This window comes from Clostridium subterminale, assembly GCF_039521425.1.
Lineage (GTDB): Bacteria > Bacillota > Clostridia > Clostridiales > Clostridiaceae > Clostridium_J > Clostridium_J subterminale.
The window spans coordinates 645,344-665,707 of the sequence record NZ_BAAACI010000001.1 but is presented as its reverse complement, the minus strand read 5'-3'; the positions used below and the strand labels follow the sequence as shown (position 1 = coordinate 665,707).

Genomic DNA, 20,364 nt, shown 5'->3' with positions numbered 1-20,364 from the left:
TAGAGAATCGGAGGGATAGTATAATATGTTAAATTCAATGTATTCAGGGATATCAGGTTTAGGAGCTAATCAAAAAAAGCTAGATGTAATAGGAAATAATGTGGCAAACTCAGGAACTACTTCCTTTAAATCATCTTCAGTTACTTTTCAAGATAGCATGTATCAAAGTTATAGAGGGGCATCAGGCCCAGGATTAAACCTAGGAGGAGTTAACCCTTCAAGAGTTGGTATGGGAGTTTCTATACAAAGTATAGTTACAAATATGGCTCAAGGAAGTTTACAACCAACAGGAAGACCTTATGATGTAGCTGTAGATGGAACAGGATATTTCATAGTAGCTAAAGGACCAGAAGGTGGAACAATAACAGTTAATCCAGACCAAAGTATGGGATCTACAACTTTAGAGAGCTTCTATACAAGAGATGGTTCTTTTAAGGTAGATAGTAAGGGTAATCTTTTGAATTCTAATGGATATAGAATTATGGGTTATGCTATAAGTGATGGAACAGCAACATCTCCAGCAGGTGGAATAGTTAATTATGTAGATGGAGAATCAGCAAGCTTAAATGCTAATCAAAATGAATTAGTACCACTTAAAATACCTGAAACTGTATCTAAGTTGGTAACTGATAAAGATGGAAATCCAGAAGTTGGTACTGATGGGAAGCCAACAGGAAGAAGAGAAGATGTTAGGATTCAAGGTTTCTCTATAGAAAATGATGGATTAATTAAAGCTGTTCTTGCTGATGGTAGTACTACTGTTCTTGGACAAGTTGCTATGGCATCATTTACTAACAATGAAGGTCTTGAGAAAATTGGTAACAATCTATATACTCCTTCAGCAAACTCAGGTAATCCATTAGCTAGAGTTGGAAAGTATGCAAATGAAGCGGCTTTAGGTGGAAGAGAAGATAATGGAAAGGCATATGGAAAAGTTTTAAATGGATTTTTAGAGATGTCAAATGTAGATTTATCTGCACAATTCACAGATATGATAGTAGCTACTCGTTCTTTCCAAGCTTGTGGTAAAATTATCACAACTGCTGATGAAATATTACAAGAACTTGTAAATTTAAAAAGATAATTAGCTTAAATATATAAATGTGATTTTTCTTAGGCTAAGTACAAGAATCATATTGTTCTTAGCTTAAGTAAATCTACTATATCATAGGAGGTATAGGAGAATATGATAGAAGTTAACCCCTTAAATGGAAATAAGTTTATTCTTAATAGTAATCACATTGAAAAAATTGAGGAAATCCCAGAAACAGTTATTACCTTAATCAATGGGAAAAAGTATTTAGTTAAAGAAAGTTCTAAAGAAATAGTTGAAAAGGTTATAGAGTTTAAGCGAAAATACTGGGCAAATGTACGGTTGGAGGAAAGCAATGAAGAAGAATGATATGTTAACAGCTATAGGTTTTGTGATTGCAATTGTACTTGTATTTTATGGAATGGTAAGTGGAGGATCGTTAAAGTTATTCTATGATGTACCATCCTTAGCTATAACAATAGGAGGCTCCTTTGGAGCACTTTTAATGTCATACCCTTTTAATGAAATTAAAAGATTTATTAAGGTTGCAGCACAGGCATTTAAAGAGGATAGTGTATCTAAAATAGATAATATTGCATTATTTGTTAATTTATCTAAGAAGGCTAGAAGAGATGGACTACTTTCTTTAGAAGAAGATATACAAGAGATTAATAACGAATTTGTTAAAAAAGGTTTGAATATGATAGTTGATGGTATTGAACCTGAATCTATAAGAGAAATAATGACTTTAGAAATTAAAGAGTTAGAAAAAAGACACGAAGATGCAGCATCTATGTTTACAACTTGGGGTGCATATGCTCCAGCAATGGGTATGATTGGAACATTAATTGGACTTATACAAATGCTTGCTAACTTATCGGATGCGGACAACTTAGCATCAGGTATGGGTAAGGCTCTTATTACAACTTTTTATGGTTCTATGCTTGCTAATTTAGTTGTACTTCCTATAGCAGGAAAACTGAATTATAAAACAGCTAATGAAGTAAACCAAATGGAAATGATGATTGAAGGGGTGCTTTCTATACAGTCAGGAGTAAACCCAAGGGTAATTGAAGATAAAATGATAGTATATTTATCACCAGAGGATAGAGTAAAGTATTTAAGCGGTGTTAATCAAGGAGAGTAGGTGAGTAATTATGGCGAAGAGAGAAATAAAGACTGATGGTTGGCTAGCTACTTATGCAGATACTGTTACTTTGCTATTAACCTTCTTTGTTTTACTTTATTCATTATCAACTGTAGACTCACAAAAGCTTCAGCAGATAGCTGCAGCAATGCAAAGTGCTTTTAGTGGCAAGGCTGATAAATCAATACTTGAATTTAATTCAAGTAGTGGAGATGTACCTATAGTTGGAAAACCACAACTTACAGTGGAGGATGCTCAAGAAAATGAAAACTTGGAAATTGTAGAAGATGTTTTAACTTACATTAAAGAAAATGATTTAGAGAATGATGTTCAAATATATGAAGATGAAAAAGGTCTTAATATACAGATGAAGGATTCAGTGCTTTTTGATACTGGAAAGGCAGAGCTAAGGTCAGATAGTAAAAATGTATTAGATAAGGTTAGTGATTTAATAGGTAAGGTAGACAATAAAATTATAATTGAAGGTCATACAGATAATATACCAATTAATAAACCGGGTATGCCAAATAACTGGCACTTATCTTCTGATAGAGCATTAAGTGTATTAGACTATTTTTTAGATAATAATAAAGTTTTAAATCCTAAGAGATTTTCAGCACAGGGATGTGGAGAGTATAAACCGATAGCTCCAAATGATACCAATGAAGGAAGAGCTAAAAATAGAAGAGTTAATATTATAGTTGTAACTAATGTAAAGGAGCAAGGAAATGAGCAAGAAAAATAGTAATGGTAATGAGTTAGAAAAAGAAAAGGGCGGAAGCTCTAAATTGGTTCTAATTATAGTAACCGCTATAGTAATATTTGCACTTATAACTGGAGCTGTGTTTGTTGGATATACGGTTGCAACAAAGCAGGCAGGTAAAAGTAATAGTGGCGCTAGTGAAAGTAATCTATTAGAAAAAGAAGCTACTTTAGACTTAAAGGAGTTTTTAGTAAATTTAAGTGATGAGGAAAAATCTAAATTTGTTAAGGTTAATATATTCTTAGGCTCTGATGGAAAAAACAAAAAATTACAAAAAGAGTTAACAGCAAAAGTTCCGCAAATAAGAGATTGCATAAATAAGATCCTAAGAACTAAAAAGTCTACAGACTTCACAACAGAAGGAGAAGCTCTATTAAAAGAAGAGATAATTGTAAAGGCAAATGAACTTTTAAATAATGGCAAGATAGCTAATGTTTATTTCACAGATTTAATTGTTCAGTAGGTGAAATATGGATAGTCAGTTGATTATGACATTATTAAAACTAGTAATATTTTTTCCATTAGTTATAGGACTAATTCTTTGGTTAGGAAAGACAGTTGAGAAATATAGTCACATAAATAGGAAATCTACAATGAGAGTAATAGAGAGATTAACAATCAGCAAAGATAACTCTCTGCTCATTGTAAAGATAGGAGATAAATTTTATTTAGTTACTTCAGCTCAAGGTAAAATAGAAATTGTAGAAGAAGTTGAAGGAGAAAATTACAAAGAAATTGAAATGGTTCAATTAAAGAATAGTAGGGAGTTAAAGCAACTTTTTAAAGACAAGTATCTAAAGTGGAGAAAGTAAAATATTATTTTAAGAATAAAGGGATAATACATATGAAAAAAATTGATCTAAAAAAGTTTATTAAACCAATAACACTAATACTACTGGTGTTTTGTGTTATTTCAATTAGTAGTAAAGTAGCTTATGCTACTGGAGACACCATGCCAATTCCAGATATAAATATATCCTTTGGAGATGGAAATACAAAAACTCCTACTGAATATGTGGACAATATAAAGTTATTATTAGTATTAACAGTACTTACAATACTTCCATCAATCCTTATAATGACCACAGGATTTATAAGAATTGTAACAGTACTTTCCTTTTTTAAGAGTGCTATAGGAGCTACATCAATTCCAAGACAAATAATTATTGGATTGTCCTTGTTTCTAACTTTCTTTGTAATGGCACCTACCTTTTCAGAAATTAATGAGAAGGCAGTTCAACCTTATATAAAAGAAGAAATAACTATGGATGTAGCTATAGATAAAGGTATTAAGCCCATGAGGGAATTTATGTTAAAACAAACTAGAGTAAAAGATTTAAAGCTTTTTCTTGAAGCAGGAAAAGTAGAGGATGCTGTTAAAGTAGATAAGGATGCAGAGGGTAAGGAGACATACAATTATGATGAAGTTCCGCTTTATGTAATTGTACCAGCTTTTGTTATAAGCGAATTAAGGACAGCCTTTGAAATAGGGTTTTTACTATTTATACCATTTATATTGGTAGACATTGTAACTGCTAGTGTGCTTATGTCTATGGGTATGTTTATGTTACCGCCGGCAATGATTTCACTGCCATTTAAATTACTTTTATTCGTATTAGTAGATGGATGGAACTTGTTAAGTCAATCCTTAATATTAGGATTTTAGAGAGGTGATATAATATGACACAGACTATGGTGGTTGCAATATTGCAGGATATGGTTAAGACTGCGTTAATGGCAGCTGGTCCTATATTGCTTACGGCTACAGCAGTGGGACTTTTGATAAGTATATTTCAGGCCACAACTCAAATACAAGAACAAACCTTAACCTTTGTACCTAAAATAATAGCTGTGGCTATAGTGGGAATAATTACTGCCACTTTTGTAGGAAATACAATTGTAGGGTTTACTCAAAGAATTTTTTCAATAATTTCTAATATAGGAGCTTAGGTGGGATAACGTTGGTAGATATTTTAATGTTCATAGCTTTTTTAATGATATTTATGAGGATAACATCCTTACTTTTTACAGTGCCAACCTTTTTCCCAACAGGAACACCAAGCATAGCTAAGATTGGTGTAGGACTTATTATATCCATGATTTTATCTCCAATAATTAGTACTGAAGCATTGCCAGAAATAAATAATATCTTTGTTTTTATAATGCTCATAGGCAAAGAGATAATGATGGGAATATGTCTAGGATATATAGTAAATTTACTGTTTAGTGTTGTACAGATGGCAGGACAAATTATGGACTTTTCCATAGGTTTTTCTATGATGAGCCTATTTGACCCAGTTGCAGGTGAAAACATATCAGTAATAGGAAGGTTGATGTACTGGATTTGTCTTGCTGTATTTATGTTAGTTGATGGACATCTTATTTTAGTACAGTGTCTTATAGATAGTTTTACATCAGTACCTATAGGATCTGTAACTTTTAATAAAGAAATTTTAGGATATATTATTCAGGTTATATTTGAATTTTTTACTATTGGGATTAAGATTGCAGTACCAATAATGCTTATAATACTTATGACTGAAATTGTATTAGGCTTAGTTTCAAGGGTTATGCCTCAGCTTAATGCTATGATACTAGGAATGCCAATCAAAATTTTTGTTGGACTTGCAACCTTTGTAATTTCGATTCCTTTAATTATGAAAATTATAGCTTCAAATTTTGATGCTATTAAACATATATTCTCTGAAATCTTCACTATGATGCCTTTTATATTAATTTCGGCAGCTAATGATAGTGGAGATAAGACAGAAAAACCTACTCCTAAAAAGCTTCAAGATGCTAAGAAAAAAGGGCAGGTAGCTAAAAGTAAGGAGTTATCTTCTGCATTAACTCTTTTAGCAGCTACTTTAGTTATAGCTATTTTAAGTAGCTTTGTACTAAATATCTTAAGAGATAGTATGAAAATGTATCTAGAGAGTTACTTAAATTTTCAATTAAGTCAGGAGAGTTTAGTGGGATTGCTAATAAAGGTTTTAATTGATATTTTTAAAATATTTATACCAGTGGCAGTTCCTATTATGGTTGTGGGAGTAATTGGGAATGTACTTCAAACAGGATTTATAAATACTACAGAACCTCTAAAACCACAGTTTAGTAAACTAAATCCTATAAGTGGATTTAAAAGAATGTTTTCAATAAGATCCTTAGTGGATTTAGTAAAGAACTTGTGTATTGTTTCTATTGTAGGATATATAGGATATAAGTTTGTGTTAGATAATTACTATAGTCTTTTAAATTTTGGAAACTATAAAACGGGAGTAATACTTACAGAATTAGGTAGTTTAATAATTAATGTTTTTATTAAAGTTGGTATAGCCTTATTAATAATAGGATGTATAGATTTTTTATATCAGAAATTCCAACATAATAAGGATTTAAAAATGACTAAACAAGAGATAAAGGAAGAATATAAACAACAAGAAGGAGACCCTGTAGTTAAGGGGAAAAGAAGACAGAAGCAAAGAGAAATGGCCATGAGAAGAATGATGCAATCAGTACCAGATGCTACTGTTGTAATTACAAATCCAACCCATATTGCGGTGGCTTTGAAATATGAAGAAAATAGTGGGAAAGCACCACTGGTTATAGCAAAGGGTAGTGAGTATGTAGCATTAAAGATTAAAGAAAAGGCTATCGAAAATAATGTACCAATTATAGAAAATAAACCATTAGCTAGACTCATGTTCAAAGAAGTTGAATTAGATAAAGAGATTCCCTTTGATATGTATAAGGCAGTGGCAGAAATATTAGTATTAGTCTATAAAATGAAGAAATAATGTAAAAAGGATGATAATTATGCTTAAAGATAAGGGATTTAGTATTAAGAATAACTTAGATATAATAGTAGCATTTGGGGTAATTCTTATTGTACTAATGATAATTATACCATTGCCACCGGGAGTACTTGATATTTTCTTTGCCATTAATATTTCAATATCTATAGTTATAATGTTACTTACAATGTTTACTACAAATGTATTACAACTATCAGTGTTTCCGACATTATTACTTGTAACTACTCTATTTAGGTTGGCATTAAATGTATCTTCTACTAGGCTTATTCTAGGACAAGCAGATGCAGGAAAGATAGTACAAGCCTTTGGAGAGTTCGTAATTGGTGGTAACTATTTTGTAGGAATAATAATCTTTTTAATTATTGTTATTATACAATTTTTAGTTATAACTAGTGGTGCTGGAAGAGTATCAGAGGTTTCAGCTAGATTCACCTTAGATGCAATGCCAGGAAAGCAAATGAGTATAGATGCAGATCTAAATGCAGGAATGATTACTGAAGAAGATGCAAGAAAGAAAAGACTTGACCTACAAAGAGAAGCAGATTTTTATGGAGCTATGGATGGAGCATCTAAATTTGTTAAAGGTGATGCTATAGCAGGTATTATTATTACTATAATTAATATTTTGGGTGGTATTGTTATAGGAGTAGTAATGATGGATATGCCAATAGGTGAAGCTGCTGGTAAGTTTACACAACTTACTATAGGAGATGGACTTGTAAGCCAATTGCCGGCACTGTTAATATCTACAGCATCAGGTATATTAGTTACTCGTTCAGGAAGTGATGACAACTTTGGAGCCCAAGTTACATCACAATTAACTGCATTCCCAGTAGTAATAGCCATAGCATCAATAGTATTATTTATACTAGGAATAATTCCAGGTATGCCTACACTTGTGTTTTTTGCTCTATCAGCAGCTGCTGGAACAAGTGCTTACCTAATGTATAAGGATGAAAAGCAGCAAGTTAAGCAGAAGATAGAAATAGAAGAAAAAGAAATTGTAGAAAGTGAGAGCAGAGAGCCAGAAAATGTGATGAATTTAATTTCAGTAGAGCCATTAGAGGTAGAAATAGGCTATGGACTTATTCCTATGGCAGATGAATCCTCAGGAGGAGATCTATTACAGAGAATTTCATCAGTAAGAAGGCAATGTGCTATAGAGATGGGAATTGTGGTTCAGCCTATCAGAATTAGAGACAATCTACAAATTAAAAATAATGAATATGTAATAAAGATAAGAGGAACAGTAATAGCTAGAGCCGATATAATGCCAAGCATGTTTCTATGTATGAATCCTTCTGGAGAAGATATAAATATGCAGGGAATAAAGACTATAGAACCTACCTTTGGAATAGAAGCTATTTGGATAAATAAGGATCAAAGAGAAGATGCAGAGATAAAGGGACTTACTGTGGTAGATCCAACTACAGTTATGGTTACCCATCTTACAGAAACTATTAAAGTTCATTCTTATGAACTTCTTGGTCGCCAAGAAACTAAAGTGATTCTAGATTCTGTGAAGGAAAAATACCCTACAGTTGTAGAGGAGCTTGTACCAGACCTTATGACTATAGGAGAAATTCAAAAGGTTTTACAAGGACTTTTAAAAGAAAAGGTATCTATAAAAGACATGGTAACTATATTAGAATGTCTTGCTGATAATTCGCGAAATACCAAGGATATAGAAATATTAACAGAATATGTGAGGTTCTCGCTAAGTAGAACCATATGCAATGACCTAGTGGATGAAGAACATAAAATTACAGCAGTAACTATATCTCCAGATATAGAAAAATTAATAGGAAGTAATATTCAAAAATCTATGCAGGGTTCTTTCCCAGCCATAAACCCAGATATTACAACTGAAATATTTAATAGTATTAAGGTAATGTTAGAAAGTACACACTTTCCAACTAATATACCTATAGTTCTAGTTTCGCCAAGAATTAGACCAGCTTTTAGAAAGCTTATAGAAATGGTATTTCCAGGTATTGTAGTATTATCTTTAAACGAAATACCTAATGATGTAGAGATAAGAACTGAAGGAGTTGTATCTATCTAATGATTATAAAGAAATATGTAGCTTCTAGTATGAAGGAAGCATTAAGTAAGATAGGTAAGGAATTAGGTAAAGATGCTGTAATTATAAGTCAAAGGGTTGTAAGAAAGCCTGGTATTAAAGGTTTATTTTCTCCTAAAGTAGTGGAGATAACGGCAGCTGTTGAATCTAAATCTAATGACTTAAGTTGTGATGATAAAGAAATAAACAATAAGAGTGTTTTACCAGTGGAAATAGTGAAAAATGATGAATTGGAGCTAAGACAAGAAGTTGAAACAATGAAGAGTATTATTGATTCCTATTTTTCTTCTCAAAATAATAATCCTATCAATGAGGAATTTAAATTAGAAGATTCAAATAAAAACAATCAAGAAGAAAATCAATTGCAGCAAGAAAATCGCAACCCTAATGAAATTTATTTTAATGAGGCTAAGGAAAGACTTAGAGAATTGGATGTATCAAAGGATATAGTTGAAGAATTAATTGAAACTATTAAATTAAGTAAAAAAGTGTCTTCCATTGATGAAATCATGAATGGAATTGTAGAGGAGCTTAAATCTAGTATAAAAATAGATTCAAGTGAAATAAATGGCATCGTGGCTTTAGTTGGTCCTACAGGAGTAGGGAAAACTACAACTATAGCAAAGCTAGCAGGGGATTTAGCCCTTGTAAAAAAGAAAAAGGTAGGTTTAATAACTGTGGATACTTATAGAATAGGCGCAGTAGAGCAGTTAAAAACCTATGCAGATATTATGAATATAGATTTCAAAGTGGTATTTTCACTAACTGAGATGGAAGAAGCAATAAACTCAATGAAAGAATGTGATGTAATTCTATTAGATACTACTGGTAGAAGTAGTAAGAATACTATGCAAGTATTGGAACTAAAGGCTTTTTTAGATAAGGCAAAGGTAGATAATGCTTATTTAGTAGTCAGTGCTACTACTAAGAGTGGTGACATGGACATCATAGCTAAAGGATTTTCTAATATAAAATATAAGGGATTAATACTTACTAAGCTAGATGAAACTTCAACTTATGGTTCTATATTAAATATATGTAGAAGGACTCAAGTTCCTATTAAATTTATCACTCTAGGACAGAATGTACCAGATGATATAAAGGTGCCATTGGAGGATGAGGTAATAAAATTGGTGTTAGGGGAAAATAGTATATGTTAGACCAGGCTTCAAGATTAAGACAGATGGTATTTGAAGAGCAAGAGAATATTGAAGAAAGCAATAAAAATACTAAAATTTTTACCATAACTTCCGGTAAGGGGGGAGTAGGTAAAAGTAACATGGTAATTAATTTAGCAATTTCTCTTAAAAAACTAGGGAAAAAGGTCTTAGTACTTGATGCAGACTTAGGTATGGGTAATGTAGATGTTTTAATAGGAACTATACCTAGATATACCATATTTGATATAATATTAAATAATAAATCCGTTAATGATGTAGTTATAAATGGGCCTTTAGGTATAAAAATTTTATGTGGAGGTACAGGGCTTTCTAGATTAGATGATTTAAATAAGGAACAAAGAGAAGTATTAATTAATAAGCTAGGCGAAATTAAAGATTTCGACTATATATTAATTGATACAGGAGCTGGCATAAATAGGACAGTTATGGCTTTTATAGAATGTAGTCATGAAGTTTTTATTGTGACTACGCCAGAACCAACAGCATTAACTGATGCATACAGCTTACTAAAAACTATATGCAGTCATAATGTGAAAAATAGAGCCAAAGTTATTGTAAATAAGGTTTTAACTAAGGAAGAAGGAAATGATACTTTTAATAGACTTAATAGTTCAGCAAAGAGATTTCTAGATGCTAAATTAGTGCATTTAGGAAATGTAGCAGAAGATAAAAAATTAGTGCAGGCTGTTAGGATGCAAAGACCTGTGGTATTGTCCTTTCCTAAAAGTGAAGTAAGTGAAAACATTGAAGCTATTGCAAAGGAGTTAGAAGGTATAAACTATAATAAGGGTAATAGCATACAAGGTATATTTAAAAAAATGCTTAATATTTTTTCATAGGAGGAGAGCATGAAGGCTAATAATATGATGGAAATCAATAATAAAATAGAGATTTACACAAAAAATTGTGAATTAGCAAAATCGATAGTTCAAGACATGGATGAAGAAGGTATATATATAGCTATAGCTACACCTATATTAAATGGCATAAGTTATCCCTTAACCACTGGAGATACAATTACGTGTAATTATAATGATGGAAAAGGCAATATATATAGCTTCCAGGCTAAAGTCAAAGGAAGAAAGTTTGATAATATAGCTATGATTATATTGGAAAGAGAAAGTGAACTAAAGAAAGTACAAAGAAGAGACCATGTAAGAATTCCATTTATGAATAAGGTAAAATATCTCCCTATAGATAAATATAATGAGAGCATGCTTAGAGATATTGAAAACTGTGATTATAGAGAAGGACAAACCCTAGACTTAAGTGGCGGAGGTATTAGAATAAAAGTAAAAGAAAGTCTTGATTTAGGACAACTAGTCATGCTGAATACTAAGATTAATAACCAAGACATTTTAGCATTAGGTAAAATAGTTAGAGATGAAACCCAAAATAAAAATGAACATATATATGGAGTAAAATTTAAATATATTGATGCTAAGGTAAGAGAAAGCATAATACAGTTTATTTTTCAGAATATGAGAAAGCTAATGAAAACAAAGTAGGAGGGAACTGATGTGTCTGTAGCTTGTGATCTAGATGTTAGGGAAGAGATAATTAAAAAGAATATACCACTTGTAAAGTATATTGCTTCTAAGATTATAGTAGGAAAAAATAAATATGTTGAATATGAAGACTTAATAAGTTATGGAATGATTGGGCTTATGGATGCAATAAATAAGTATGATGACACAAAGGGTATGAAATTTTCCACCTATGCTGCCATAAGAATAAATGGAAGTATTATAGATGAAATAAGAAAAAACAGCCCTATATCAAAAAGAGCAATAGATAAGCTTAATAGATATAATAAGGTAGTAGAAGAATTACAAAATAAGCTTTACAGAGAACCAAAGGATGCTGAAGTAGCTGAAAGGATGGAAATAAGTTTAAAGGAGCTTACAGATATACAGGGATATGTAAACTATATTTCAATGATGTCCTTAGAAACTATTCTATTTGGTGATGATGAGGAAATGTCTTTAATTAATTCCATAGAAGATACTAAAAGTCCGTCTCCACAAAGGTCATTGGAAGAAAAAGAAATGTTAGAATACCTAAGGAGAGGGCTAGATAATCTAAAGGAAAGAGATAGACTTATATTAAATTTATACTACTTTGAAAAGCTTACTTTAAAACAAGTGGGAGAAGTATTAGAGGTATCAGAATCAAGGGTTTGTCAACTTCACAGTAGAGCAATTTTGAATTTAAGAAAAGAAATTGAAAAACTCCAATATGACATTAAGTCATAGAAGATAGGTGGGAATATGTATATTTTATTAATTATTATTGGAGTGGCTTTAATTGCTACAAATATAAGGGCTATAATAAGAGAAGAAAATAACTTTAAGAAAGCTATAATAGATGCAGAATCTAATATAGATGAAGTAGATATGAGACTCATTGAAATAAGAAGTGAGTTTGCTAAAACAATTACAGAATTACAAAGAGAAATAAGTGATTTGAAAAAAGAAAATTATACTGAATTTATTAAAGAAGAATTATTAGAAAAAAGTGATGATTCGAAAAAAAATATTAGTAATGATGAGTACATAAACACCTTGGTAGATAAGGTTGATTCATTAGATGATGATATACTTATTCAAGGGGAGAACATAGATGAGTTAATGAATGACTCAAAAGAAGAAGAGAAAGACAGTAATCCTAAAAAAGATATAAGCGGTAATAGCTTAAAAGTAGAAGAGGTAAAAGAGCTATTAGTAGAGGGCTTAAGTGAAGATATCATAGCACAACGTCTGAATATAGGGAAGGGTGAGGTCTTATTAATAAAGGAATTATATCTAAAATAAAAAAGTTTATCAATGTTTTAAGTGATAGAAAAGTTTTGTTTGGTATAGGAATGGGTATAATTTTGGGAGTAATTTTTACTATACCTGCTAAAATAGATTATAAACTTAGTGATGGTGAAATTGAAATAAGAGCAAAAAAGTTAGGAATGAGTTATCCAGATCAGATTAAAATAGATATAAAGGCGGGTGCAAACAATGATTAGAGGGTTGTATACAGTAGCTTCTGGAATAATTACTAGTGAAAAGAATCAAAGTGCTATTATGAATAATCTAGCAAATATAAACACTACAGGATATAAGTCACAGATATTGTCAATGAAGAGTTTCGATGAGGTATATATTTCTAATAAAGATGGAAAAAATAATGAAAGAGTAACCATTGGATCTATGAGTAATGGAGTAGAAATAAATGATCGTACCACTAACTTTTCCCAAGGAAGTATAAAGGATACAGGAGTAACAACTGATTTCGCCCTTCAGGGAGAAGGATTTTTTGTAGTTCAAAGACAAACCGCTAATGGAGCTACAAATTATTATACAAGAGATGGTCATTTTGCTGTAGACACTTCAGGATATTTAGTGACCTCTAATGGAGATAGGGTACTTAGTAGGAGTGGAAATGGACTAGCACCGATATATATAGGTCAAGGAAGTATTTCTGCAGACGTTGCAGGAAATATATCTGTGGATGGAAGAGCAGCTGGTACATTAGCTGTGGTTAATTTCACAAAGAATGACCAAGGTAAATATGAAAATCTTAATGAATTTACATACAACCTTTTTGAAGGAACAAATCCAACCTTTGTTAATAATCCTTATGTGGTTAATAAGTCCCTTGAAGGCTCTAATGTTAGTGTAGTTCAAGAAACTAGTAACATGATGACCGTAATGAGAAACTTTGAAAGTAATGCAACTATTTTAAAGATCTTAGATTCTACTTTAGATAAGGCTGTCAATGAAATAGGTAATGCTAGATAAACAGAGTTCTTAGCTTCTCTGAAGCTTTAGAAATCGTTATCCAGGGACGTAGGCAACTCTTTACTCCAACTTTGAAGAAGATGGGAGTATTAGAGCTGGTAGTCATCGGATTAACAGAGTTCTTAGCTTCTTCGAAGGTTAGAAATCGTTATCCAGGGACGTAGCAACTCTTTACTCCAACTTTGAAGAAGATGGGAGTATAGAGCTGGTAGTCATCGGATAAAAGTAATAGAGAAAAAAATTTAAGGAGTGAGTTTATGTACGGTATGTTTTACACCAATAGAAGTGCAATGGAAGCACAACAGAATAAACTAGACCTAATATCAAACAATATAGCAAACACTGGTACTATTGGATATAAAAAAGTATCATCTACATTCCAGGACCTCTATACTAGTTCTTTAGAGAGACTGGGAGTACCTTGGTCTAAGGATGCAAATGCTGAACTTTATGTTGGTACAGGAGTGAAATCTACTAATGAAGTTAGAATAAAAACTCAAGGAAGCCTAACTAATACAAAGCTATCTACAGATTTAGCCATAGATGGAGAAGGGTTATTTAAAGTATATAAGCAAGATGGAAGTGCAGCGTATACTAGAAATGGAAACTTCAAAGTGGATGCTGCAGGAATTTTAGTAGATAATAATGGATATAGATTATCTATAACTGATGCCAATGGTAATGAAGTAAATGTACCAGGAGGTCCAATAAACTTTGCTAAAGATAAGTTTTCTATAGATGCAAATGGAGCGTTATCATTAGATAATGATGGAAATCCTATAAAAGTTGGAGACATTAAAACTTATAAGACTATAGGTGATACAGATTTTATTTCTGCTGGACAAAGCTTATTTGTTCCAATAGAAGGAGCTACCGTAATAGAAACTACCAATAGAGATATTTATCAAGGATTTACGGAAAACTCCAATGTAGATGTATCTACTGAGATGACTGACATGATTGTAGCTCAAAGAGCCTTTCAGTTAAGTTCCTCTGCTTTAAAAACTGCAGATGATATGTGGGGAATGATAAATAATTTGAGATAGACATGTAAATAGAAAAGAATGAAAGACAGAGTTTTTCATTCTTTTTTTATGTTTTAAAACATATAATATAACATTAACAAAGGATGAACTTTAAATAAGAGGAGGGATATGATGGGGTAGGATATTTATTTGGATGTTTGTTAAGTATATTATTTTGGAAGTTTGATAGGCATGACTTAGCAATAAAAGTTAATGAGAAATTTAGTGTGAAAATAAGAGACAAAGCAGTATTACAATGGGTATATTTTATACTTATAATCATCTTAGGCGTAATTATAAGTATTATATCTGATAGTGAGATTGTTAATGCTATTGTAGCTTTCTTCGTTATTGAGATAAGTAATAGTGAGAGAAAAACTGTAATTAAAAAATCAACTGAAAAAAAGGAATTTTACAATACTTTATCTTTAATTAGTAAATCACTGATTTGTGGGTTTTTAGCACCTTTAATCTATATTCTACTTATAGGTAATACAGGTGGAGTAATATATACATTAATATATTATACCAGTGATGATGAAGGACTAAAGTTTATAAATAGTATTTTAAATATGTTAAATATTATTCCCACTCTAATAGGAGGAATGTTCTTATATATTGTCTATGTAATTAGAAATAAAACCTTTAAAATTAATTTTAAAGGAGATTTTTTTATAAATATATTTACTAATCCACTATTAAACATATATATTTTAGCTGCGTATATTGAATCAGTTAACTTTTACTATATACAAGATAAGGGAGTGCATTATCTAAAAAGCTATGGGGTGTACCAGGGAAAAATTGATGATTTATGTGTTAAGGATTTTTTAACGGTTATATATGGAGTATGTTTTATTTTCTTTGTTATTTTCTGGATTTATATGGTGAATAAGGGCTCAATGATAAAATTAACAGTCATTTAACTCAATAGAAAGAGGCTGTCTCCATAATTAATTTTAGGGGACAGCCTTCTTTAGAGCTATGGAACTACTTGATTTGGTTTATAACTTCTGAAAGAGGTGGAATAACTTGTTTCTTTCTAGAAACTATCTTATCAATGTAAGCTGTTCCATTACTTAACTTCACATTAAAGGCTCTAGAGAATATTTCTTTGTGTTCACCACATACAATAAATAGAGAAGAACTTTTAAAGATGTCAGTAACCATAAGAATAATCATGTCAAATTTACCTTGAGTTAATTTTTCGTTCATTACAGTCTTTAAATCATTAATTAGCGGAGTAAATCCATCCATATAAGTAGTTGTTATTTGTCCAACTCCTACTTTGAAATTTCCCATATTAAAAATTTTAAAGTCTTGGTATAAAAGTTCTTTTGAACTTTTTCCTTCTAATGAAGTTCCAGCTTTAAACATCTCTTGTGCAAACTTTTCTATATCTATATCTGCAATTTCAGATAATCTCTTTAGAATGATTTCATCTACAATAGTCGCTGTTGGAGATTTTAATAGTAGAGTATCGGAAATAATAGCTCCACATAAAAGTCCAGCCACTTTTTTAGATGGTCTAATTCCATTTTCAAAGAATATATTAGCAACTATGGTAGAAGTACTTCCAACAGGCTCATTTCTAAAGTATATTGGTTGACCTGTTTGAATATCACCTATTCTGTGGTGGTCAATAATTTCTAAAATATTTGCATCCTCAAGACCATCTACAGACTGAGTCTTTTCATTATGATCCACTAAAATTACTTTCTTTCTTTGTTGTGTTATTAAGTGATATCTAGAAATACTTCCAACTACGGAACCATCTTCGTCTAAAACTGGATAACTTCTATATCTAGTTTCTAGCATAATATCCTTAATATCTTCAATGAAGTCACTAGTAGAAAAGGTAATTACATTATTTTTAGTCATTACATATTCTATAGGAATACTTTGAGGTATTAATCTAGCAGCAGTAAATGAGTCATATGGAGTACTGATTATAGTACAGCCTTTTTCTTTAGCTAGGTCAATGATTTTTTCAGAAGGAGTAGTATTATTAGTAATTATCATTAATCTAGCATTACACTCCAATACAAATTCCTGAACTACCTCGCGGTCTCCGCAGATGCAAATATCTTCTGCTTCTATTAGATTTCTATCATTTGGTTCCATCATAGAAACTACAACTTTTCCCTTAAGTTCTAAGTTTTCATCTGATAAATAAACAATTTGAGCAGATAAAGTTTCTAAAATGTTACTAATACTTGTTTTACTTTTTGCTAAAACATAATTATCCCAAATATCTAGATAGCTAGAAGCTAGATTTGATACTGAAACAATTCCAGCTAATTTCTCGTTAGGATATATAACTGGAAGAGTCTTAATATTTTTTTGCTTCATTATAGACCAAGCCATTTTTAATGATATGTCTGAAGCAATAGGAGCTACTGTATCTATTTTTAAATCCATAATTTGAGGTTTTACCGTTTGAACAAGTTGTGGTGGTTTAACTCCAAAGTAATCTAGAATAAATTGAGTTTCTCTACTAACATCTCCTAGTCTAATTGGGATAGCATTAATTCTTTGGGTTTTATTTTTAAACTCTGAATAGGCAATGGCTGAACATATAGAATCAGAGTCAGGATTTCTATGACCTGTTATGTATACCTTATTTATCATGAATAACCTTCCTTTATAATATCTATTTTATCCGATGACTACCAGCTCTAATACTCCCATCTTCTTTAAAGTGAGAGTAAAGAGCTGTTGCGTCCCTGGGTAATGATTTCTAAAGATTCAGAGAAGTTAAGAACTCTGTTAATCCGATGACTACACAGTGGGAGTAAAAACCTCCTCTGAAGCAAAGAACTCTGTTTACCTGATAATTAGTATTTTAAATGTTTATTTACTTTATGTAAAGTTAAAGTTTTCATATACTGGTAATATGCTACATATATTTAATAATAGATTATTTCTAACTATAATAAAATAAATTGTTAAGGGGGAGAAAATGTGAGTGCTAAAGAATATAGAGGACTATCTACCAATGAAATAGAAGTTAGACTGAAAGAATACGGACTAAATGAGTTACAGAGTAAGAAAAGAGTGTCACCTATAAAAATATTTTTATCACAATTTAATGACTTGATTATTTGGATATTAATGGTGGCAACTGTTATATCGGGTTTTATGGGGGATAAAGCAGATGCTATAACTATTTTAATAATTATAGTAATGAATGGAATTTTAGGCTTTGTTCAAGAATATAAAACTGAAAAATCCTTAGAACAGTTAAAAAAACTATCATCACCTACAGCTAAGGTAATAAGAGATGGAAAAATTGAAGTTATAAATTCTATATATCTAGTGCCAGGAGATTTAGTTATATTAGAAAGTGGCGATAGGATACCTGCAGATAGTATTTTAATTGAAGGAAATAATCTTATGATGGATGAATCTCTTCTAACTGGTGAATCAGTAGGAGTACACAAGAGTTCAGAGGATAGTGAAAATAATATATATATGGGAACTATTGTTTTAACAGGTAGGGGTAAGGCAAAGGTATATGGAACTGGTATGAATACAGAAATGGGTAGAATAGCTCATATGCTTCATTCTATAGAAGATGAACCATCACCATTAAAGGAAAGATTAAATTCCCTTGGAAAAGTACTTGTAGTTCTTTGTCTAATTATATGTGCTGTAGTAACATTTTTAGGTATTTATAGAGGGGAAAATATCTATGACATGTTTTTATCTGGAGTTAGTTTAGCCGTTGCTGCTATTCCAGAAGGATTATCAGCTATAGTAACTGTTGCACTTGCTTTAGGGGTATCTAGAATGCTTAAGAGAAATGCCCTAGTAAGAAAGTTACCAGCAGTGGAAACCCTAGGATGTACCTCTGTAATATGTAGTGATAAAACAGGAACATTAACAGAAAATAGAATGACGGTAACAGCACTTCTTCATAATGGAAAAATTCATGATATTGATGAAGATAAAAGCTTTGACCATGACATCTTAAAAAAAATATTTGTGTATTGTAATGATTGTAACTATAATTATTCTTCTAATTCTATAGAAAAGGCTTTAATGGGAGATCCTACAGAAACTGCTTTAATAAAAGGATTCTTTAAAAAGGTCTCTGAAATAGAAGCTTTTAATTGTAAAGTAGAGAGAATTTTTGATATACCCTTTGATTCAACAAGAAAAATGATGACAGTAATTGTGAAGGATACCAATACTAGAAAGGACATATGTTATGTTAAAGGAGCTCCAGAGAGAGTGCTAGATAGATGTTCACACATATTAGTAAATGGAAGAGTAGAACCATTAACTATTCCTTATAGAAGAAGTGTAGAAAAGCTTATTGATGATATGTCTTTTAGAGCTCTTAGATGCATTGCAGGTGCATATAAAGAGGATAATTTAATTAAAGGAGATAAAGTGGAAAATGGCTTAGTTTTTGTAGGTGTAGCTGGAATTATAGACCCACCGAGAAAAGAAGTAAAAGATGCAGTTTTAAGATGTAGAGTTGCAGGAATAAGACCTGTTATGATTACTGGTGATCATAAAAATACAGCATTTGCCATAGGCAAAGATCTAAATATATGTAATGAAAGCAAGGAAGTAATTACAGGAGCTGAACTTGATAGAATAAGTGATAAAGAACTTGAAAAGTCCATAGATGATTATAGAATATTTGCAAGAGTTAGCCCTAAGCACAAATTAAGAATAGTAAAGGCTTTTAAAAACAGGGGTAATATTGTAGCCATGACTGGTGATGGAGTTAATGATGCACCTGCTATTAAAGAAGCCGACATTGGAATAGCTATGGGAATTTCAGGAACAGATGTAACTAAGGAAGCTGCATCCATGATATTATTAGATGATAACTTTGCTACCATTGTAACTGCTGTAGAAGAAGGTAGGGTTATATATGATAATATTAGAAAGTTTATAAGATATTTATTGTCTTGTAATTTAGGTGAAGTATTGACCATGTTCTTAGCTTCATTGTTTTATTTAGAAGTACCACTACTTCCTATTCAAATTTTGTTTGTAAATCTAGTTACAGATGGACTGCCAGCTATAGCTCTTGGTGTAGATCCTCCAAATAAAAACATAATGTATGAAAAGCCAAGAAAAAAAGGAGAAAGTGTTTTTGCAAGAGGATTAAAAGAAAAGATATTAATTAGAGGAGCTTTAATTGGTGTTTGTACAGTTCTTGCATTCTTAGCAGGTAAGTATTATGGATATGGCTTGGGAATTTGTAGAACCTTGGCCCTTGGAACTTTAATTTGCTCACAGTTAATTCACGTATTTGAATGTAGAAGTGAAAAGTATTCATTATTTGAAATCAATCCATTTACTAATATGTATCTAATAGGCTCTGTTGTTATTTCAGTGACAGCACTTTTATTAGTAATATATGTTCCTGTATTACAAGGTATATTCCATACCATGTCTATAGGTATTGGTCAGTGGGCAATCATTGTATTCTTCTCAGGAATAATATCCTTTATTAATAGCATTGCTACCTTTGTAGGAAATAGATCCTAGCAATGTTCGAAT

The 20,364-nt window shown here is 31.3% G+C and carries 21 protein-coding genes; 20 read left to right on the top strand and 1 reads right to left on the bottom strand.

Translation table 11 applies throughout. The features are described from left to right. The first annotated feature begins 25 nt into the window (after positions 1-25). From ABDZ93_RS03465 to ABDZ93_RS03375, 19 genes are all read left to right on the top strand, one after another. Positions 26-1,084 carry a flagellar hook-basal body complex protein gene (locus tag ABDZ93_RS03465; protein WP_343823663.1) on the top strand — a complete coding sequence of 353 codons (1,059 nt, stop codon included), beginning with the start codon at positions 26-28 and terminating at the stop codon, positions 1,082-1,084. 102 nt (positions 1,085-1,186) lie between these two features. After that, positions 1,187-1,402, top strand: coding sequence for a flagellar FlbD family protein (locus ABDZ93_RS03460; RefSeq protein WP_343823662.1), 216 nt, complete (start codon positions 1,187-1,189; stop codon positions 1,400-1,402). After that, positions 1,389-2,180 carry a motility protein A gene (locus ABDZ93_RS03455; protein WP_343823660.1) on the top strand — a complete coding sequence of 264 codons (792 nt, stop codon included), beginning with the start codon at positions 1,389-1,391 and terminating at the stop codon, positions 2,178-2,180. Before ABDZ93_RS03460 ends, ABDZ93_RS03455 begins: the two co-directional genes overlap by 14 nt. A 10-nt stretch (positions 2,181-2,190) precedes the next feature. Next, entirely contained in the window at positions 2,191-2,925 is a 735-nt protein-coding gene (locus ABDZ93_RS03450; protein WP_343823658.1) for an OmpA family protein, read from the top strand. Then, complete coding sequence (locus ABDZ93_RS03445) at positions 2,909-3,406, top strand: flagellar basal body-associated FliL family protein (RefSeq protein WP_343823656.1); 498 nt, start codon at positions 2,909-2,911, stop codon at positions 3,404-3,406. The genes ABDZ93_RS03450 and ABDZ93_RS03445 overlap by 17 nt, the downstream gene beginning before the upstream one ends. Before the next feature lie 7 nt (positions 3,407-3,413). Beyond that, on the top strand, positions 3,414-3,755 hold the full coding sequence (locus ABDZ93_RS03440; RefSeq protein ID WP_343823655.1) for a flagellar biosynthetic protein FliO: 342 nt from the start codon (positions 3,414-3,416) through the stop codon (positions 3,753-3,755). Positions 3,756-3,787: 32 nt separating this feature from the next. Then, a complete protein-coding gene (fliP, locus tag ABDZ93_RS03435) occupies positions 3,788-4,609 on the top strand; it encodes a flagellar type III secretion system pore protein FliP (RefSeq protein WP_343823653.1) in 822 nt (273 codons plus the stop codon). Positions 4,610-4,623: 14 nt separating this feature from the next. After that, positions 4,624-4,893 carry a flagellar biosynthetic protein FliQ gene (locus ABDZ93_RS03430; protein WP_343823651.1) on the top strand — a complete coding sequence of 90 codons (270 nt, stop codon included), beginning with the start codon at positions 4,624-4,626 and terminating at the stop codon, positions 4,891-4,893. An 11-nt stretch (positions 4,894-4,904) separates the two neighbouring features. Next, complete coding sequence (locus tag ABDZ93_RS03425) at positions 4,905-6,740, top strand: fused FliR family export protein/FlhB family type III secretion system protein (RefSeq protein ID WP_343823649.1); 1,836 nt, start codon at positions 4,905-4,907, stop codon at positions 6,738-6,740. 19 nt (positions 6,741-6,759) lie between these two features. Further along, complete coding sequence (gene flhA / locus ABDZ93_RS03420) at positions 6,760-8,823, top strand: flagellar biosynthesis protein FlhA (protein ID WP_343823647.1); 2,064 nt, start codon at positions 6,760-6,762, stop codon at positions 8,821-8,823. After that, positions 8,823-10,001, top strand: coding sequence for a flagellar biosynthesis GTPase FlhF (flhF, locus tag ABDZ93_RS03415; protein WP_343823645.1), 1,179 nt, complete (start codon positions 8,823-8,825; stop codon positions 9,999-10,001). Before flhA ends, flhF begins: the two co-directional genes overlap by 1 nt. Then, on the top strand, positions 9,995-10,861 hold the full coding sequence (locus tag ABDZ93_RS03410; RefSeq protein WP_343823643.1) for a MinD/ParA family protein: 867 nt from the start codon (positions 9,995-9,997) through the stop codon (positions 10,859-10,861). The genes flhF and ABDZ93_RS03410 overlap by 7 nt, the downstream gene beginning before the upstream one ends. Before the next feature lie 9 nt (positions 10,862-10,870). Next, positions 10,871-11,530 (top strand): flagellar brake protein, encoded by a 660-nt coding sequence (locus ABDZ93_RS03405; RefSeq protein ID WP_343823641.1) that lies wholly within the window; start codon positions 10,871-10,873, stop codon positions 11,528-11,530. Between the two features lie 12 nt (positions 11,531-11,542). After that, a complete protein-coding gene (locus tag ABDZ93_RS03400) occupies positions 11,543-12,277 on the top strand; it encodes a sigma-70 family RNA polymerase sigma factor (RefSeq protein WP_343823640.1) in 735 nt (244 codons plus the stop codon). A 15-nt stretch (positions 12,278-12,292) separates the two neighbouring features. Further along, on the top strand, positions 12,293-12,835 hold the full coding sequence (locus ABDZ93_RS03395; protein WP_343823639.1) for a hypothetical protein: 543 nt from the start codon (positions 12,293-12,295) through the stop codon (positions 12,833-12,835). Positions 12,836-12,885: 50 nt separating this feature from the next. Further along, positions 12,886-13,038 (top strand): hypothetical protein, encoded by a 153-nt coding sequence (locus tag ABDZ93_RS03390; RefSeq protein WP_343823637.1) that lies wholly within the window; start codon positions 12,886-12,888, stop codon positions 13,036-13,038. Next, positions 13,031-13,813 carry a flagellar hook-basal body complex protein gene (locus tag ABDZ93_RS03385; RefSeq protein ID WP_343823635.1) on the top strand — a complete coding sequence of 261 codons (783 nt, stop codon included), beginning with the start codon at positions 13,031-13,033 and terminating at the stop codon, positions 13,811-13,813. The genes ABDZ93_RS03390 and ABDZ93_RS03385 overlap by 8 nt, the downstream gene beginning before the upstream one ends. A gap of 257 nt (positions 13,814-14,070) precedes the next feature. Then, positions 14,071-14,859: a flagellar hook-basal body complex protein gene (locus tag ABDZ93_RS03380; RefSeq protein ID WP_343823633.1), complete on the top strand. Its 789-nt coding sequence runs from the start codon at positions 14,071-14,073 to the stop codon at positions 14,857-14,859. Between the two features lie 137 nt (positions 14,860-14,996). Beyond that, a complete protein-coding gene (locus tag ABDZ93_RS03375) occupies positions 14,997-15,764 on the top strand; it encodes a hypothetical protein (protein WP_343823631.1) in 768 nt (255 codons plus the stop codon). Between the two features lie 64 nt (positions 15,765-15,828). On the opposite strand, the gene ABDZ93_RS03370 is transcribed toward ABDZ93_RS03375, so the two are convergent. Continuing rightward, entirely contained in the window at positions 15,829-17,469 is a 1,641-nt protein-coding gene (locus ABDZ93_RS03370) for a putative manganese-dependent inorganic diphosphatase (protein ID WP_343823629.1), read from the bottom strand. Between the two features lie 333 nt (positions 17,470-17,802). Between ABDZ93_RS03370 and ABDZ93_RS03365 the strand changes: the two genes are divergently transcribed. Next, a complete protein-coding gene (locus ABDZ93_RS03365) occupies positions 17,803-20,352 on the top strand; it encodes a calcium-translocating P-type ATPase, PMCA-type (protein WP_343823627.1) in 2,550 nt (849 codons plus the stop codon). The last annotated feature ends 12 nt before the right edge of the window (positions 20,353-20,364 follow it).

Excerpts from the sequence above, each read along its gene's own strand:
- ABDZ93_RS03465 (WP_343823663.1), top strand. The coding sequence starts at position 26 with ATGTTAAATTCAATGTATTCAGGGATATCAGGTTTAGGAGCTAATCAA.
- ABDZ93_RS03460 (WP_343823662.1), top strand. The coding sequence starts at position 1,187 with ATGATAGAAGTTAACCCCTTAAATGGAAATAAGTTTATTCTTAATAGT.
- ABDZ93_RS03455 (WP_343823660.1), top strand. The coding sequence starts at position 1,389 with ATGAAGAAGAATGATATGTTAACAGCTATAGGTTTTGTGATTGCAATT.
- ABDZ93_RS03450 (WP_343823658.1), top strand. The coding sequence starts at position 2,191 with ATGGCGAAGAGAGAAATAAAGACTGATGGTTGGCTAGCTACTTATGCA.
- ABDZ93_RS03445 (WP_343823656.1), top strand. The coding sequence starts at position 2,909 with ATGAGCAAGAAAAATAGTAATGGTAATGAGTTAGAAAAAGAAAAGGGC.
- ABDZ93_RS03440 (WP_343823655.1), top strand. The coding sequence starts at position 3,414 with ATGGATAGTCAGTTGATTATGACATTATTAAAACTAGTAATATTTTTT.
- fliP (WP_343823653.1), top strand. The coding sequence starts at position 3,788 with ATGAAAAAAATTGATCTAAAAAAGTTTATTAAACCAATAACACTAATA.
- ABDZ93_RS03430 (WP_343823651.1), top strand. The coding sequence starts at position 4,624 with ATGACACAGACTATGGTGGTTGCAATATTGCAGGATATGGTTAAGACT.
- flhA (WP_343823647.1), top strand. The coding sequence starts at position 6,760 with ATGCTTAAAGATAAGGGATTTAGTATTAAGAATAACTTAGATATAATA.
- flhF (WP_343823645.1), top strand. The coding sequence starts at position 8,823 with ATGATTATAAAGAAATATGTAGCTTCTAGTATGAAGGAAGCATTAAGT.
- ABDZ93_RS03410 (WP_343823643.1), top strand. The coding sequence starts at position 9,995 with ATGTTAGACCAGGCTTCAAGATTAAGACAGATGGTATTTGAAGAGCAA.
- ABDZ93_RS03405 (WP_343823641.1), top strand. The coding sequence starts at position 10,871 with ATGAAGGCTAATAATATGATGGAAATCAATAATAAAATAGAGATTTAC.
- ABDZ93_RS03395 (WP_343823639.1), top strand. The coding sequence starts at position 12,293 with ATGTATATTTTATTAATTATTATTGGAGTGGCTTTAATTGCTACAAAT.
- ABDZ93_RS03390 (WP_343823637.1), top strand. The coding sequence starts at position 12,886 with ATGGGTATAATTTTGGGAGTAATTTTTACTATACCTGCTAAAATAGAT.
- ABDZ93_RS03385 (WP_343823635.1), top strand. The coding sequence starts at position 13,031 with ATGATTAGAGGGTTGTATACAGTAGCTTCTGGAATAATTACTAGTGAA.
- ABDZ93_RS03380 (WP_343823633.1), top strand. The coding sequence starts at position 14,071 with ATGTACGGTATGTTTTACACCAATAGAAGTGCAATGGAAGCACAACAG.
- ABDZ93_RS03370 (WP_343823629.1), bottom strand. The coding sequence starts at position 17,469 with ATGATAAATAAGGTATACATAACAGGTCATAGAAATCCTGACTCTGAT.